Raw genomic sequence first — 16,647 nt, forward strand, 5'->3', positions numbered from 1 at the left:
ACGCTTCGCAGCGCCCTGCACAGAAAGAACTGATCAGTCTGCGGATGAGAGAGGCCCGGCGGTTTCGCCGGGCTTTCTGCTTCTTGGAAGCGACTTGGCAAATTGCCAGGCCTTTTTCCATTTGGGCGTGATGACCCCATTGGCCGCGCGAATATTGTTGATGAATTGCTGCGTTGCCGCTTCCCAAGAATATTGCATGGCAAGCTCACGCGCCTTGGTGCGCGAGGCGGAGAGAGCGGCCAGGCACGCGGCCTGCAGGTCGGCGTCCAGTGCTCCGACCTCGCTGTCCTCGCCGATGATATCGAGCGGGCCGGTGACCGGGTAGGCGGCGACCGGCACGCCCGATGCCAGGGCTTCGAGAATGGTATTACCAAAGGTATCGGTGAGCGAGGGGAAAACGAAGACATCGGCCTGCGCGTAGATTTTCGCCAGATCCTCGCCGAATTTCGCTCCGGTGAAATGGACGTTCGGATAACGCTGCTCCAGCTCGGCGCGCGCCGGACCATCGCCGACGACGACTTTGGAGCCTGGCAGGTCGAGGTCGAGAAATGCCGGCAGGTTCTTTTCCAGCGCCACGCGGCCGACGGTCATGAAAATCGGACGAGGGAGGCCAAGGGGCTCCGGCTCAAGCGGCATCGGATGGAATTGCGTGGCGTCGATGCCGCGGGTCCAGGGCATCAGGTTCTTGATGCCTCTCGCGGCCAGTTCGCGCGCAAGGCTTGGCGTCGCGACCATGCAGCCGGCGCCGCCATTGTGGAACCAACGCACGAAGGCATAGAGCCAGCTCTCCGGGATCGGCAGGCGGGCAGACACATATTCTGGAAAGCGTGTGTGATAGCTGGTGGAGAAAGGCATGCGCTTGCGCAGGCACCAGCGGCGGGCGGTCAATCCCAGCGGACCTTCGGTGGCAATATGCACATAGGTCGGATTGTGCTTTTCGATCTCTCGCGCGACACGTCGGTAATTGGCAATCGACAGCCGGATTTCCGGATAGGTCGGGCAGGGGATGCTATGGAAACGCTCCGGCGTCACCATCGCAACCTCGACACCCATTTTCGCCAGTTCGCGATTGGTGTTCTCGATCGAGCGAACGACTCCGTTGACCTGCGGATGCCAGGCGTCGGTAACGATTACCAGCCTTTCCGGCAGGTTTCCGGCGGCTGCGGCATGGGCCCAGCTCTCGCCGCTATAAGTGTTTGCCGGACGTTGCAGCATGTCGCGATTTCCATCCGCGTTGCAGTGATCTGTCAACGCTCAACCCCAAAGCGGGGTTCCGGAACGGCGATTCCCGCTTGCCTATTTTGAGGCATGACCATGATGGAAATATTACAGCCGCTTGCCAGTATTTTCAGGCGTTTAGCGGCTCGATCGGCGCGAATATGCCAGCGGCCGACGATGTTTTTCAGGCAGAAAGAATGACGGCGCCGGTCGGAGACCGGCGCCGCTTGGGAGGTTAGGCGGCAGCGGAAGCCGAACCGGCGAGCGGAACTTCCGAGATCGTCTTCAGAACCTGCGAAGCGATCTGGTAGGGGCAGCCCTGCGAGTTCGGGCGGCGATCTTCCAGATAGCCCTTGTAATCGTTCTTGACGAAGGAGTGCGGCACGCGGATAGAAGCGCCACGGTCGGCAACGCCGTAGGAGAACTTGTTCCACGGAGCCGTCTCGTGCTTGCCGGTCAGGCGCTTGTCGTTATCGGGACCATAGACGTTGATGTGATCCATCAGGTTCTTTTCGAACTGCGCCATTAGCGCTTCGAAATAGGCCTTGCCGCCGACTTCGCGCATGTACTTGGTCGAGAAGTTGCAATGCATGCCCGAACCGTTCCAGTCGGTGTCGCCGAGCGGCTTGCAGTGATATTCGATGTCGATGCCGTATTTTTCGGTCAGGCGCTGCAGGAGGTAACGTGCCATCCAGATCTGGTCGGCGGCCTTCTTGGAGCCCTTGCCGAAAATCTGGAATTCCCACTGGCCCTTGGCCACTTCGGCGTTGATGCCTTCGTGATTGATGCCGGCAGCGAGGCAGAGATCGAGATGCTCTTCGACGATTTCGCGGGCGACGTCGCCGACATTCGAATAGCCGACGCCGGTGTAGTAGGGGCCCTGCGGAGCCGGATAACCCTGCTCGGGGAAGCCGAGCGGGCGGCCGTTCTGGTAGAAGAAATATTCCTGCTCAAAGCCGAACCAGGCATCTTCGTCGTCGAGGATGGTGGCGCGGGCGTTGCTCGGGTGCGGCGTGACGCCATCGGGCATCATGACTTCGCACATGACGAGCACGCCGTTGGTGCGGGCCGGGTCAGGATAGATGGCGACGGGCTTCAGCACGCAATCGGAGCTGCGGCCTTCGGCTTGCATCGTCGACGAGCCATCGAAGCCCCAGAGCGGAAGCTGTTCCAGCGTCGGGAATGCGTCGAATTCCTTGATCTGCGTCTTGCCACGCAGGTTCGGTACCGGGGTGTACCCATCGAGCCAAATATACTCGAGCTTATATTTTGTCATCGTGACTCTCTCAATGCGACGAAGGTGAGCAAACCCGGATGATCTGGGCGCGCAAACGCATCCGACCGCCAGGGGATGCACCTAGTGAAGCACGTAGCGTGCCAGTTTGATCGCCGGCGAAAGAAAAATCTTCAATGAGCCGCTCGATCCGCGCTTTTTCTTTCTCGAAAAGAAGCCTGTTTGAACGGTCGAAGGCTGATTCCTCAGGAGGATAAAGAGGTTTTCCGCCTTGGAACCGGATGAAAATTTGGGCGTTTTGCTTGAAATGGTGAAGTGTTGAACAAATAGGCGGAAGCTTCGGGCGCAGACAGCATATGGATCAATCATAGTTACCTAATGCATATATTTTGTGCAATTTGCATAATCTATGTGCATCATGCTATGGTCGCAGTCCTGATATCGATGCGCCGAACGGAATGGAGGCGATCTCATGCCCACCGGTTTCCATCGCGAATCCGCGACGATCTACCAGTTTCCCGTCAAGCCGACCCGGGCCGCAAACCGGTTCGAACGCGCAAGGCTGATGGAGCGCGAGGCGGCTGATGTCTGCGACGCCGCACTCGACAGCTGCTGGTATCATGACGAGGCGGTTCGCGAGACAGATCGGCCGACGAAGTCCTGATTTTTACACCCTTAACCGGGAAGAATGCTGAGAAGGCGGGGAGCGCCCGCGCATGGCATATCTGCGCGGCGGTCACGCGCGGGCTCAGCCACCACTCAACCCGAGTTTTTCTCTTGCAACCAAGGCCCCATGCTCGCTGACGACGCGAGCCGCCACGCCTGCGGCGAAGCGGGCGGCTGCCGGCGCGTCCTGACTCTCAAGATAGCGTGCGAGGAAGGCACCATTGAAACTGTCGCCAGCACTGGTGGTGTCGACGACGTTTTCGACCTTTTCGGCCGGAACGAAGGTCTCCTCACCGGCGAAATTCAAGGTGACGCCGTCGGCGCCGTTCTTGACGACGACATTGATGGCGCCGAGTGCGAGATAGCGCTGGATCGTTGCTTCGATGGAATCGTCGCCGAAATGGGCGGCCTCGTCGTCGAAGCTCGGCATGACGAGCACGGAAGAGCGGGCGCCCTCGCTGATCGTCGCGTGCATGACATCGTAGCTCGACCACAGACGGGGACGGATGTTCGGGTCGAACACCACGAGCTTGCCGGCTGCCTTGGCGCGGCGGACCTCCGCGAGCAGCGTCGCGGCATCCTCCTGCGGCAGGATGGCAAGGGTGATGCCGGAGAAATAGACGAGATCGGCGCTCTCCACCGCCTCGCGCAAATGATCTGGATCGGCAGCCAGGCTGCGGGCGGCCGAACTGTCGCGCCAATAGCTGAAGGAGCGTTCGCCGTTCTTCAGGTTGATCATGTAGAGGCCCGGCGTCCTGCCCTTGATGCGGCGGATGAGGTTCGTGCCGATACCCGCTCCGGCGATAAAGGCAGCCATCTCGTCCGACATGGCGTCGTCACCGAGCGCCGTGAAATAATCGACCGACCAATCGGGACCGAGGCAAGCGCGAGCATACCAGGCGGTGTTGAAGGTATCGCCGGCAAAGCCCTTGCGCAGCAGACCGTCGCCGGCCTGCGAGAGCTCCACCATGCATTCACCGATCGACAGAAACCGTCTTCCGTTCACCTTGCCCTCCCGGCATCGGAGCGCCGCTGATGCAACAGCCGCTCTATCGCTTTGAATAAACGCTTCATGCGCTGATACGCGGAGCCGGGCGGAGTGACAAGGGTCGATATTGCGAGCGCCATTGCGACCAGAAACGGAAAGCCGCCTTCGCAGGCTAAGCGAAGGCGGCGCCGGCGAAGGGTGTCTATTCGTGAATGGTGTAACTGCCGAGCGCGCAAAGGTCCTGCGTGTCTTCGGTGGTGTCGAGGTTCGAGTCTTCGTCGAATTCGAAGCGCATGTCGTATTTGCAGACGGTGCGGCCGTCGGCGATGGTGATGTTCACAGTCTCGCCCGGATTGAGGACATCCTCGCCAAAGACGTCTTCTTCCCAGTTGTTGACGCCGGTCGGCGAGCTGTAGAAGCGCGTCAGGACGGAATTGGTCCCGTTGGTGAGCTGGAATTTCAGATCTTCGGCATACGACGATACGGCGGAGGTGGCGATGATCGCGGCTGCAAGCGCGATCAATCCGGATAGTTTCGATTTCATATATGCGTTCCCCAGGCCCATGATCAGGCGGAGGCAGGGATAGCATATCCGCATCTAATTCTTTGTTATCGGAGACTATGGATTCCGAAGTAAGTGTGTTTTGGCCGTTTCGCGGCGAAGGGGACGTGAGAAGTCTTTGGAAAAGGCGGGCCGCTTCATAGGGCCCGCGTTCCATTCACGGCCTGTCCATATGATAGCAGGCCGCCTTCTGGCCGGGACGAACCTCCTCGGTCGGCGGCATTTCGGTGCGGCAGATGTCGGTTGCCTTCCAGCAGCGGGGAGAGAAGACGCAGCCTTTCGGCGGGTTGAGCGGCGAGGGCGGATCGCCCTGGAGGCGGATGCGGGTGCGCAGGCGCGCGAGCTTCGGATCCGGGATCGGCGCGGCGGAAAAGAGCGCCTGTGTATAGGGATGGGCCGGATGATCGAAGACGGTGGCGCAGTCGCCTGATTCCACTACCCGACCGAGGTAGAGCACCAGCACATCGTCGGAGATCAGGCGCACGACCGAGAGGTCGTGGCTGATGAAGATCAGCGTCAGCCCGAATTCCTTGCGCAACTTGCGCAGAAGCGTGATGACCTGGCCCTGGATCGAAACGTCGAGAGCCGAAACGGGCTCGTCGCAGACGATGAGCTTCGGTTTGGTGATGATCGCACGCGCAATGCCGATGCGTTGCGCCTGGCCGCCGGAGAATTCGTGCGGATAGCGGTTGATCATCTCCGGCACCAGGCCGACGGCGCCCATGATGTCGCGCACCCGCTGGGTACGCTCGGACTTCGAAAGTTTCGGTTCGAAGACAGTGAGCGGCTCGGCGATGATGTCTCCAACCGTCATGCGCGGGTCGAGCGAGGCGATCGGATCCTGGAAGATGATCTGCATGTCGCGGCGCGCGGCGCGCATTTCCTCCTCCGACAGGTCGAGAAGATTGCGGCCTTGCCAGAGAATGCGGCCCCTCTGCGATTTCAAAAGCCGCAGGATGGAGCGGCCGAGTGTGGATTTGCCACAGCCGGATTCGCCGACGACGCCGAGCGTGCGGCCTTCGGCGAGGTCGAAGCTGACATTATTGACGGCGGTAAGGAAGACCGGCGGCTTGAAGAGGCCTTTCGCCGGCAGTTCGAACTGGGTGGTGAGGTTTTCGACTCTCAGCAGCGATCGCTCAGCCATGGTTCAGCAACTCCTCACGACGCGGGAACGGGTGGTAGCAGGCCGCACAGTGGCGCGGCGCCAGGGTTTCGAGCGGCGGCGGGCGGTCGATGCAATCGTCCTGAACCTGCGAACAGCGTGGCGAGAAATTGCAGCCCTTTGGCAGGTGCTGCAGGTTCGGCGGGCGCCCCGGAATGACGACGAGGTGGTCGACATCCTGGTCCGGCCGCGGGATCGAGGCGTGGAGGGCCGCCGTATAGGGATGGGCGGGACTATCGAAGAGTTCGTCGACAGGCGCCTCCTCGACAATGCGGCCGGCATACATGACGGCGACGCGGTCGGCGAGGCCGGCGACGACGCCGAGATCGTGGGTGATCATGATGAGCGCTGTGTTCATCTCCGCCGTCAGATCGTTGAAGAGATCGAGGATCTGCGCCTGGATCGTAACGTCGAGCGCCGTCGTCGGCTCGTCGGCAATCAGGAGCTTCGGCTTGGTGAGCAGCGCCATGGCGATGACGATGCGCTGACGCATGCCGCCTGACAGTTCGTGCGGATAAAGGTGGAAGCGCCGCGTTGGGTCGGGGATGCCGACGCGTTTCAGCATGTCGAGGGCAGCGTCCGATGCGGCGCGCGCCGTCAGGCCGCGGTGAACCTCGAGCTGTTCCGTCAGCTGCCGGGAAATCTTCAGCGACGGGTTCAGCGCCGTCATCGGGTCCTGGAAGACCATGGCCATGTCCTTGCCGCGGATCTGGTCGAGCTCGCGCGGTTTCAGCGACAGCACGTCCTTGCCTTCGAGCAGCGCCTGTCCTGTCGTCTTGCCGTTCTTGGCGATGAGGCCCATGATGCCGAGGAAGGTCTGGCTCTTGCCGGAGCCGGACTCGCCGACGATGGCGATGCGCTCGCCGCGCCGCACGGTGAGGTTCATGTTGGAGACCGCCTTCACCTCGCCGTCGGGCGTCGCGAAGGTGATCGAGTAGTCCTTGAGTTCGAGCAGGATGTCTTTTTCTTGGAGCATTCTATCGATCCTTCGGGTCGAACGCGTCGCGCAGGCCGTCGCCGATGAAAAGCAGGCTGAGCAGCAGCATCACGAGGAAACTTGCCGGGAAAATCAGCAGCCAGGGCATGCTTTCCATGGCGTCGGTTCCCTCGGCAATAAGCGTGCCGAGTGAAGTCAGCGGTTCCTGCACGCCGAAGCCGAGATAGGAAAGGAAGCTTTCCGTGGCGATGATTTCAGGCACCGTCAGCGCCGCGAAGATGACCACCGGCCCGACGAGGTTCGGGATGATGTGCTTGACGATGATCTTGAACGGCCGCTGCCCGGAGGCCCGCGCCGCCTCAATGAACTCGCGATGCTTGATCGACAGCGTCTGGCCGCGCACGATACGGGCCATAGTCAGCCATTCCAGCGCGCCGATCGCGGCAAAGAGCAGGTAGACGTTGCGGCCGAAGATCACCATCAGCAGGATGACGAAGAGGATGTAGGGAAGCGCGTACATGATGTCGACGAAGCGCATCATGATCGCATCCAGCCTGCCGCCGATATAACCTGAGATCGCGCCATAAAGCACGCCGATGACGACCGAGACGACGGTCGCCGTCAGCGCGACGGCAAGCGAGACGCGGGTGCCGTAGAGCACACGGGCGAGAAGGTCGCGGCCGTTCGGGTCGGTGCCGAAATAATGGCCCGTCTCGATCGAGGGCGGGATGCGGAAGGCCGCCCAATCCGGATCCTCGTAGTTGAAGGGAATGAACCAGGGGCCGAGGAAGGCGGCGAGGATCAGGAGCCCCAGGACGGCGATCGACAGCACGGCGGCCTTGTTGCGCGCCAGGCGACGCAACGCATCCTTGGTCAGCGAACGGCCTTCGGGTGCGAGACCCTCCGCTTGCAGAAGCTCCTGGGCGAGCAGCTCGCGCTTTGCGGGATTGAGGATCATCGGTTTCTCACTTTCGGATCGAGCCACGCATAGGCGATATCGACGAGAAGGTTCAGGAACACGATCAGCACCATGTAGAAGATGACCGTACCGAGAACCATTCCATAGTCGCGGTTCAACGCCGCATTGACGAAGTAGCGGCCGATGCCGGGCAATCCGAAGATGCTCTCGACAACCAGCGAGCCGGTGAGAAGGTAGCTTGCCGCCGGTCCGAGATAGGAGACGACAGGCATCAATGCAGGCTTCAGCGCGTGGCGCATCACCGTCAGCCGCGGGCCGATGCCCTTGGCCTTGGCGGTGCGGATGAAGTTCTGGTTCATCACCTCGATCATCGAGCCGCGGGTGATGCGCGAGATGCGCCCGGCATGCGGCAGGGCCAGAACGATGATCGGCAAAACGAGGAATTTGAGCGAGCCGTCACCCCAGCCGCCGACCGGAAACCAGGCGAGGTGGATGCCGAAGATCAATTGAAGGATCGGCGCGATGAGGAAGTTCGGCAGCACGACGCCGATCAAGATGAGGCTGCCGAGAATGTAGTCCGGCGTCTTGTTCTGGTAGAGCGCCCCGAGACAGCCGACGGTCACGCCGACGAGGATGGCGAGCAGGAAAGCGGCCGTGCCGATCGTGAAAGTATAGGGCAGACCGATCATGATCTGCTGAGCGACGCTGAAATCCTCACTGGAGAAGGAGGGCCCGAGATCGCCCTTGAGCAGATCTCCGACGTAGAGCAGGTATTGCTGGATCAGCGGCTTGTCGAGATTGTAGTGGGCCGCGAGGTTCTTGAGGATGACCGGCGGCAATGGCCTTTCGCCATCGAAAGGGCCGCCGGGGGCAAGGCGCAGGACGAAAAACGAGGCTGTCACGGCGATCCACATGACGGGGATCGTCGACAGCAGGCGACGGAGAGCGTATTTGATCATGGTCGTGGGCCGGTCCTTCCCGCGCGGGGCGGGAAGGACCGTTTTCCCTTACTCTTTCATCGACAGCCAGCGCGTGCGGTGGATGTCCTGGATGTTGTCGACGAAGCCTTCGACCTTCGGTGAGACGACGTTCTTCGAGACATAATAATAGATCGGCAGGGCGGCGGATTCATCAAGCGCCAGCTGCTCGGCCTTCTTGAAGATTTCGGCGCGCTTCTTCAGATCGGTTTCCGCGTTGCCGTCCTTGATCAGCTTGTCGTAATCGGGATTGGACCAGCGGCCGTAATTCATCTGGACGCCTGTTACCAGCAGGTTCAGGAAGTTGTCCGGATCATTATAATCGGCAAGCCAGCCGGCACGGCCGATTTCGACCTGGCCACGCTGCATCTGGTCGTAATGCACCTTGGTTTCGGCATTGACGAGTTCGACGTCGACGCCAAGCGGCTTCCACATGGATGCGATCGCAACGGCGATGCGCTTGTGGTTGTCGTTGGTGTTGTAGCTGAGAACGGCGTGAAGCGGCTTGTCCGGGCCGAAGCCGGCCTCAGTGAGCAGCTTCTTGGCTTCGGCGACCTTGTCCTTATACGGCAGGTCCTTCCAGCTGACATAGGCCGGCTCGCCGTAATTGGCGGTGCCCGGCGGAACCCAGGAATAGGCTGGCAGCTCGCCGGTGCCGAGGATCTGCGGGCCGATGACTTCACGGTTGATCGCCATCGACAGTGCCTGGCGGACGCGCTTGTCGCTGAAGGGCGGCTTCTGCGAGTTGACGACATAATAATAGAGGCCGGAGAAGGGAGCGACATGCGCCTGGCCCGGCAGGTTCTTCTTCATCCACTCGTACTGGTCGGTCGGGAAGTCGGTGAGGATGTCGAATTCGCCGGCACGGTAACGTTTCAGTGCGGCTTCCTGATCCTCGAGCACGAAGAACTTGGCGCCGTCGATCTTCAGGTCCTTGGCCCCGTACCACTGGTCGTTCTTGACTGTTGTGACGTGCGAGCCGGGAACCCATTCGACTGGCTTATAGGGGCCGTTGGTGACGATGTTGCCGATCTTGACCCAATCCTGGCCCTTCGCCTCGACGACATGCTTCGGCAGCGGATAGGCGGTGTAGTGCATCAGCGCATTGAGGAAATAGGGGGTCGGATTTTCGAGGGTGATCTCAAGCGTCTTGTCGTCGATCGCCTTGACGCCAAGCTGGCTGAGATCGGTGATCTCGCCCTTGTTGATCTTTTCGGCGTTCTTGATGGTGAACTGCAGATAGGCATAATCGGCGGCGTTCTTCGGGTCGACGAGGCGCTGGAAGGCGAAGACGAAGTCTCCTGCCGTTACCGGCTGGCCATCGGACCACTTGATGCCGTCGCGAAGCTTGAACGTGTAGACCTTGCCATCAGGCGAGATGGTCCAGCTTTCGGCCTGGCCGGGGACTGGATTGTCCTTGGCATCCTCGGTGACGAGGCCTTCGAAAATGTCGCCGGCGATGCGGTTCTCCCAGTCGCCGGAAAGTTTCTGCGGATCGAGCGACTGCGGATCGCCGCCATTGTGGATGTTGAGCGTCGCCGCGTGCGCCGAAAACGCCAGCAATGTGCCAAGCATCGCGGAGGCGAGAAATTTTTTCGTGAACTGGTTCATCGTGGGTCCACCTTTCTAGGCTTTGCGCCTTTATTAGACATCTGTTCCCGATTTTCGACCTCTTACGTGCAGGTCAGTGCGCACCTTATCGCAAAGGCTTTGCGTTGCAACCCCAAATCCGGGGGCTGGATTGAGGTTGTGGACAAGCCCATATGCGTCTCCCTCTTGTTGGATCGCGACGAAACGTCGCGGCGGTCGCGGTTCCGTTCATAACGGCTTCACGTGGTTGTCTTTTGTTTCGTCCGCTTTAGTGTGTCGAGCGCAAACGAGGCAGGAGATGTAGCCGATGGCATTGCAGGCAGGCGGGAATGCGGGCTGGTGGCGCGGAGCGGTGATCTATCAGGTCTACCCGCGCTCGTTTCAGGATACGAACAGCGATGGGCTCGGCGATCTCAAAGGCATCACCCGCCGGCTGCCGCATATCGCCAGCCTCGGCGTCGATGCGATCTGGCTTTCACCCTTCTTCAAGTCTCCCATGGCCGACATGGGTTACGACGTGTCCGATTATTGCGACGTCGACCCGATCTTCGGCACGCTCGCCGATTTCGACGAGATGATGGCCGAGGCGCACAGGCTCGGCATCAAAGTCATCATCGACCAGGTGATCTCGCACACCTCCGACCGACATCCCTGGTTTGTCGAGAGCCGGGCGAGCCGGAGCAATGCGAAGGCGGACTGGTATGTCTGGGCCGACCCGAAGCCGGACGGGACGGCGCCGAACAACTGGCTGTCGATCTTCGGCGGGCCGGGCTGGGAATGGGACGGCGTGCGCCGGCAATATTACCAGCACAATTTCCTGACGTCGCAGCCCGACCTCAATTTCCACAACGCAGAAGTGCAGGAGGCGGTGCTGGAGACGGTGAAGTTCTGGCTCGATCGCGGCGTCGACGGCTTCCGGCTGGACACGGTCAACTATTATTTCTGCGACAAGCAACTCAGAAGCAATCCGCCGCACGAGCCCGATACCAATGATGGGGGCCTCGATGCGCCCGACACCAATCCCTATGGCATGCAGAACCACCTCTACGACAAGACGCAGCCGGAAAACATTGGCTTCCTCAAGCGCTTCCGCGCACTGCTCGACCGCTATGAGGATCGCACGACCGTCGGCGAAGTCGGCGACGGTGCACGCTCGCTGAAGACGGTGGCCGCCTATACGAGCGGCGATGATAAGCTGCACATGTGCTACACGTTCGATCTGCTGGGACCGGATTTCACCGCCGCACATATCCGCGGCTGCGTCGAAGCCTTCCAGAAGGTGGTGACCGACGGCTGGGTCTGCTGGGCATTCTCCAATCACGACGTCATGCGCCATGTCAGCCGGTTCGCGCTGACCGAAGAGGAGCGGCCCGTCATCGCCAAGCTCGCGATCTCCGTGCTTGTGGCGCTGCGCGGTTCGATCTGCCTTTACCAGGGCGAGGAGCTCGGACTGCCGGAAGCGGAGCTTGCCTTCGAGGATCTGCGCGATCCCTACGGCATCCGCTTCTGGCCGGCCTTCAAGGGCCGCGACGGATGCCGCACGCCGATGCCTTGGGAAGCCAGCAAGGCGCATGCAGGCTTCACCTCGGCTGAAAAGAGCTGGCTGCCGGTGCCTTACGAGCAGGCTGCGCTTTCGGTGGATACGCAGGAGGACAGCAACAGCTCGGTGCTGCACCACTACCGCAGGACGCTCGCCTTCCGGAGGAGCCAGCCGGCGCTTGTTGACGGCGAGATGACCTTCATCGGCACCAACCAGGACCTGCTCGCCTTCACCCGCGAAAAGGGTGAAGAGAAACTGCTGTTCGTTTTCAACCTGACGCGCAAACCGGCGGAATTCCGCCTGCCTGACGGCATGGTGTTCGGAGAGCCGTTGACCATGCCGGGGTACGAGGCTGTGGACGGAGCCGGAACGGTCACGCTTGGGGCGCTGGACGGGTTCTGCGCGCGGGTTGGTGGCCTCTCGAAGCTGCTCGGGACGGTGCCCGTTGCGAAACCTGTTGAGAGTGAATTGCCGGAAGCCTGGCAGTAAGCACTCCAACCCTGGCGCTACTCACCCGATCAGCGCGAATTTGTCCACATCGACCATGCCGCGGTCGGAAATCTTCAGATGCGGGATGACGGGCAGCGGCAGGAAGGCCAACTGGAGGAATGGCTCTTCCAGCGTGGCGCCGAGTGCCAAGGCGGCCTTGCGCAGATGGTGCAGCGTGTCGCGCACCTTCTCGTAGGGTTCCAGACTCATCAGGCCGGCGACGGGCAGGGCGATTTCGCCGGTTATCTTGCCGTCCTCGACCACGACGAAACCACCCTTGATCTCGCCGAGGCGGTTTGCGGCGCGGGCCATGTCGTCCTCATTGACCCCGACGACGCAGATATTGTGGCTGTCATGGCCGACGGTGGAGGCGATCGCACCCTTCTTCAGGCCGAAGCCTTGGACGAAGCCGTTGGCATGGTTGCCGTTCTTGCCGTGGCGCTCGATGACGGCGACCTTGATGATGTCGTTGGTTAGATCGACCGTCGTCTCGTTGCCCTTGGCCGGCAGGCGGTAGCGGCGATGCTCGGTGATGATCTTGCCCGGCATGACGCCGATGACCGATGTTTCGCCCTCGGCGACCGGCACACCGAAATGGGCGGCATTGACCGGCCGGGCCTTGACGCTGTCGAGGCCGATCGGGGCGACCGGTCTGCGCGTGGCAAAAAGCGCGTCGGTGACGCGGCGGCCGGCGGAAAAAACCATCTCTGCACGGCAGCTTTCCAGGCTGTCGAGAACCACGAGATCGGCGCGCCAGCCGGGCGCCACCAGGCCGCGGTCTCTAAGGCCGAAGGCGCGAGCGGCCGAGATCGAGGCGGCGCGGTAGATCGCCAAGGGCTCGACGCCGTTGGCGATCGCCGTGCGGATCATATGATCGAGATGGCCCTGTTCGGCAATATCGAGTGGATTGCGGTCGTCGGTGCAGAGCGCGAGGTAGGGGGAAAGCCGCTCGGTGATGATCGGGATCAGCGCGGCGAGGTCCTTGGACACCGAGCCCTCGCGCACCAGGATATGCATGCCCTTGCGGATCTTCTCCAGCGCCTCGGTGGCGCTCGTGCACTCATGCTCGGTGCGGATGCCGGCCGAGAGATAACCGTTGAGATCCTTGCCGGACAGAAGCGGCGCATGACCGTCGATATGACCGCCCTGGAAGGCGTCAAGCTTGGCCATGCAGATGGGATCCTTGTGGATCACGCCGGGGAAATTCATGAACTCGGCAAGGCCGATCACCTTGGGATGGTCGCGGAAGGGCAGCAGGCTTTCGATCGGCAAGTCAGCGCCCGCAGTTTCGAGATGCGTTGCCGGCACGCACGAGGAGAGCTGGACGCGGATGTCCATGATCGTCTCCAGCGACGATTCCAGGAAGAACTCGATGCCCTCGGTGCCGAGCACATTGGCAATCTCGTGCGGATCGCAGATAGCGGTCGTGACGCCATAGGGCAGGACGCAGCGGTCGAATTCATGCGGCGTCACCAGCGAGGATTCGATGTGCAGATGCGTGTCGATGAAGCCGGGAACGACGGTTCTGCCCGAGATGTCGATCTCGGTCTCGCCCGCATAGTCGCCCGCGGTGCCGACGATGCGGTCGGCGCCGATGGCGATGTCGGAGCGGACGATTTCGCCGGTGACGAGATCGAAGAAGCTGCCGCCCTTCAGCACGATGTCGGCGGGGATACGGCCCACACCCTGGTCGATGAGACGTTCGAGTCTGTTGGTCATGGCACCGCTCATATTGCAACCGATTCCGGAACTTATAACCGATCTGCAGCGACATGCGATGCCCACAAGCGAAACCGGGCGCTTATAGCGCCCGGTCGCAATCTCTATATCCTGATTTATTCCGCAGCGACGATCTTCCCGCCTTCCCACTTGTAAAGCGAGAAGCTTTGCGAGGTCAGGTCGCCGGTCTCGCCGTAGGTGAGCTTGCCGATGGCGGTCGGAACCTCCATCCCATCCTTCAGAGCAGCCGCGACGGCTTCCGCATCCTCGGCGCTGCCGGCCTTTTCGATGCCGGCTTTCAGAACTTCGACGGCGGCATAGGCGTTGAGGGTGAAGGCCTCGGCCGGAATGTTCTTGGCGGCGAGCGCATCGGCAGCCGTCTTGGAGTCCGGGCTCTTGGTGGCGTCGGAAGCATTGGTGAACAGCGTGCCTCCCGCCGCATCGGTGCCGATCGCCCAGAATTCGGTGTTCGAGAGGCCGTCGCCACCGATGATCATCGCGTTGGCGGAGAGGTCATGCAGCTGGCGGGCGAGCAGGCCGCCCTCCGGGTGGTAGCCGCCGAAATAGACGATGTCGACCTTCTCGGACTTGATACGGGTGGTGAGGGCGCTGAAATCCTTGTCGCCAGGGGTGATCGCGTCATTGACGACTTCGGTGACGCCGCCGGCGTTCAGCGTTGCCTTGAAGGCGTCGGCAAGACCTTTGCCGTAGGCGCCCTTGTCGTTGACGATGGCGATGCGTTTGTCCTTGAAATTCTTCAGCACGTATTTGGCGGCGACTTCGGCCTGTTGATCGTCGCGGCCGCAGGTGCGCAGCACATTGGTGAGGCCGCGCTTGGTGAGGTCCGGGGCTGTTGCGGTCGGGGTGACCATCAGCACGCCGTTTTCAGCCAGAACGTCCGACACCGGGATCGCAACGCCCGATGTCACCGGGCCGACGACGAAGCGGATGCCGTCGCCAACAACCTTGTTGGCGGCGGAAACGCCCTGCTTCGGTTCGCCGGCATCGTCGGCCAGTTCCAGCACGACCTTCTCGCCGAGAATGCCGCCCTTCTTGTTGATCTCGTCGACGGCAGTCTGAGCGCCGTTCTTCACCTGATCGCCATAGGCGGCGACGGGACCGGTCAGCGGCGCGATCAGGCCGATGGTGATGTCGGCATGAGCAAGGGGCGCAAAGGCGAGTGACGCGACGAGGGTCGCCGTCAATGTCTTGAGGGTCATTGTCTGTCTCCTTGGATGGGGTCGTCGACCCGCGATGATGTGCCGCGCCGGCTTTCCCGATCATTCAACAGACTCCAGAGGCTGCGCCAAGGACGATCGGTAACGGTGCGATCAGCGAACCCGCCGGCCATGTTTGACTCGGGGAGGGCTCATGGCAAGATTTCTAGAAATTTTGATGGGATTGCGCAAGTTCATAACAAAATGGAAGGAAAATTCGGCGGATCCGGCTGAAAATTCAGTTGGAACGGATCATTTTCTCCGTTTTGTCGCGATTTTCAAACGCGAGGCGGCGAATGGTCACGACCTGCTTCCGGACAAAATCACATCCATAAGGTTGTCTTTAATTTCCCTATTAACCGTTAGTTTGGCCAATGGCAGTAGTATCCATGGGACCCCGAATACCGCCGCATTGAAAAAGAGAACAATACAAAGAATTAGATAGACCTATCGGGAAACAGAGATCTGCATGCTCAAGCGTATCGACGCCGGTCAGGTGTGTATCGGAATGTTTGTGGAGGTTATCGAGGGCCTGTGGCAGGATCCGTTTTTGTCCAAGCGCAGATTTTCCCTGCGGCGTGAGATTGATGCTGCAAAAATTCGTAAATGCGGCACTGCCGGCGTCGTCATCAATACCAGCAAGGGGCTCGATACCAACGGCCTGCCGGGCCGCGACGTCGAGATCGACATTCAGGCCGCGCGCGAGACCGTCCAGAAATCCGTGCAGTTGCTGGAAGAGGCTTTCGCAAAGCTGCGGAACGGCGATGGAGTCAGCATAGATCACGTGGCGCCGGTGATTTCGTCCGTCTCCAAGTCGATGGATGAGAACCCCGCGGTGTTCCTGAGCGTCACGCGCCTGAAATCAAAGGACGAGGTAACCTTCCTGCATTCCATTTCGGTGAGCGCGCTGATGATCCTTTTCAGCCGTCATCTCGCACTCGACGAGCATACGATTCAGATGCTCGGCACCGCGGGTTTGCTGCACGATGTCGGCAAGCTTGAAATTCCGCTTGAGGTGCTGAACAAGACGGGGCCCCTGGAAAAGGATGAAATCGGCTTGCTTCGGGGCCATCCGGAGAAGGGGCACGCGATCCTGTCGCGGCAGGAGGGCATGTCGGACATCGTTCTCGACGTTTGCCTCAATCATCACGAACGCATCGACGGCAAAGGCTATCCGCGCAGCTTGCCCGCCAGCGAGGTGAGCCTGCACGCGCGGATGGCCACGATCTGCGATGTGTATGACGCCATTACCTCTGTGCGGCCATATAAGGCGCCGTGGAGTGCCAGCCAGGCACTGAAATGGATGTTCGGCGCCGAGGGGCATTTCGATCGCCAGCTCCTGAAAAAGTTCGCCCTCTGCCTTTCCGTCGCCTCTGTGAACTGAGGTTTACATTTTCAGACGGAAAGACCCGCGAGAACATTGTCTATC

Annotated in this window: 15 protein-coding genes; 4 read left to right on the forward strand and 11 right to left on the reverse strand. The window is 60.9% G+C overall.

What is annotated here, in order from left to right:
* Positions 1 to 33: 33 nt before the first annotated feature.
* Positions 34 to 1,215 carry a glycosyltransferase family 1 protein gene (locus HJC00_RS17510; RefSeq protein ID WP_221164413.1) on the reverse strand — a complete coding sequence of 394 codons (1,182 nt, stop codon included), beginning with the start codon at positions 1,213 to 1,215 and terminating at the stop codon, positions 34 to 36.
* Between the two features lie 238 nt (positions 1,216 to 1,453).
* Complete coding sequence (locus HJC00_RS17515) at positions 1,454 to 2,494, reverse strand: glutamine synthetase beta-grasp domain-containing protein (RefSeq protein ID WP_064804195.1); 1,041 nt, start codon at positions 2,492 to 2,494, stop codon at positions 1,454 to 1,456.
* Positions 2,495 to 2,924: 430 nt separating this feature from the next.
* On the opposite strand from HJC00_RS17515, the gene gstI reads away from it, so the two are divergent.
* On the forward strand, positions 2,925 to 3,116 hold the full coding sequence (gene gstI / locus HJC00_RS17520; RefSeq protein ID WP_064804193.1) for a glutamine synthetase translation inhibitor GstI: 192 nt from the start codon (positions 2,925 to 2,927) through the stop codon (positions 3,114 to 3,116).
* Positions 3,117 to 3,200: 84 nt separating this feature from the next.
* Here gstI and HJC00_RS17525 read toward each other — a convergent pair whose 3' ends face one another.
* From HJC00_RS17525 to HJC00_RS17555, 7 genes are all read right to left on the reverse strand, one after another.
* Entirely contained in the window at positions 3,201 to 4,124 is a 924-nt protein-coding gene (locus HJC00_RS17525) for a sugar kinase (protein WP_221123028.1), read from the reverse strand.
* 184 nt (positions 4,125 to 4,308) lie between these two features.
* Positions 4,309 to 4,650: a hypothetical protein gene (locus HJC00_RS17530; RefSeq protein WP_210630395.1), complete on the reverse strand. Its 342-nt coding sequence runs from the start codon at positions 4,648 to 4,650 to the stop codon at positions 4,309 to 4,311.
* 175 nt (positions 4,651 to 4,825) lie between these two features.
* Positions 4,826 to 5,812 (reverse strand): ABC transporter ATP-binding protein, encoded by a 987-nt coding sequence (locus HJC00_RS17535; protein ID WP_210630396.1) that lies wholly within the window; start codon positions 5,810 to 5,812, stop codon positions 4,826 to 4,828.
* Positions 5,805 to 6,806, reverse strand: coding sequence for an ABC transporter ATP-binding protein (locus HJC00_RS17540; protein ID WP_221123027.1), 1,002 nt, complete (start codon positions 6,804 to 6,806; stop codon positions 5,805 to 5,807). The genes HJC00_RS17535 and HJC00_RS17540 overlap by 8 nt, the downstream gene beginning before the upstream one ends.
* Before the next feature lies 1 nt (position 6,807).
* Positions 6,808 to 7,725 (reverse strand): ABC transporter permease, encoded by a 918-nt coding sequence (locus tag HJC00_RS17545; RefSeq protein WP_210630399.1) that lies wholly within the window; start codon positions 7,723 to 7,725, stop codon positions 6,808 to 6,810.
* Positions 7,722 to 8,645, reverse strand: a complete 924-nt coding sequence (locus HJC00_RS17550) for an ABC transporter permease subunit (RefSeq protein ID WP_210630401.1) — start codon at positions 8,643 to 8,645, stop codon at positions 7,722 to 7,724. The genes HJC00_RS17545 and HJC00_RS17550 overlap by 4 nt, the downstream gene beginning before the upstream one ends.
* Positions 8,646 to 8,693: 48 nt before the next feature.
* Positions 8,694 to 10,274, reverse strand: a complete 1,581-nt coding sequence (locus HJC00_RS17555) for a peptide ABC transporter substrate-binding protein (protein WP_221102657.1) — start codon at positions 10,272 to 10,274, stop codon at positions 8,694 to 8,696.
* 286 nt (positions 10,275 to 10,560) lie between these two features.
* On the opposite strand from HJC00_RS17555, the gene HJC00_RS17560 reads away from it, so the two are divergent.
* Complete coding sequence (locus HJC00_RS17560) at positions 10,561 to 12,282, forward strand: alpha-glucosidase family protein (protein WP_221164414.1); 1,722 nt, start codon at positions 10,561 to 10,563, stop codon at positions 12,280 to 12,282.
* 21 nt (positions 12,283 to 12,303) lie between these two features.
* Here HJC00_RS17560 and ade read toward each other — a convergent pair whose 3' ends face one another.
* Both ade and HJC00_RS17570 read right to left on the reverse strand, forming a co-directional pair.
* Positions 12,304 to 14,001 (reverse strand): adenine deaminase, encoded by a 1,698-nt coding sequence (ade, locus tag HJC00_RS17565; RefSeq protein ID WP_210630406.1) that lies wholly within the window; start codon positions 13,999 to 14,001, stop codon positions 12,304 to 12,306.
* Positions 14,002 to 14,117: 116 nt separating this feature from the next.
* Entirely contained in the window at positions 14,118 to 15,221 is a 1,104-nt protein-coding gene (locus tag HJC00_RS17570) for a branched-chain amino acid ABC transporter substrate-binding protein (protein ID WP_210630408.1), read from the reverse strand.
* Positions 15,222 to 15,372: 151 nt separating this feature from the next.
* Here HJC00_RS17570 and HJC00_RS17575 point away from each other — a divergent pair, with 151 nt between their 5' ends.
* Positions 15,373 to 15,663 (forward strand): hypothetical protein, encoded by a 291-nt coding sequence (locus tag HJC00_RS17575; protein ID WP_210630410.1) that lies wholly within the window; start codon positions 15,373 to 15,375, stop codon positions 15,661 to 15,663.
* Between the two features lie 24 nt (positions 15,664 to 15,687).
* Positions 15,688 to 16,602: an HD-GYP domain-containing protein gene (locus HJC00_RS17580; RefSeq protein WP_210630411.1), complete on the forward strand. Its 915-nt coding sequence runs from the start codon at positions 15,688 to 15,690 to the stop codon at positions 16,600 to 16,602.
* The last annotated feature ends 45 nt before the right edge of the window (positions 16,603 to 16,647 follow it).

Source organism: Rhizobium sp. NLR22b (assembly GCF_019685295.1).
Classification (GTDB): Bacteria; Pseudomonadota; Alphaproteobacteria; order Rhizobiales; family Rhizobiaceae; genus Rhizobium.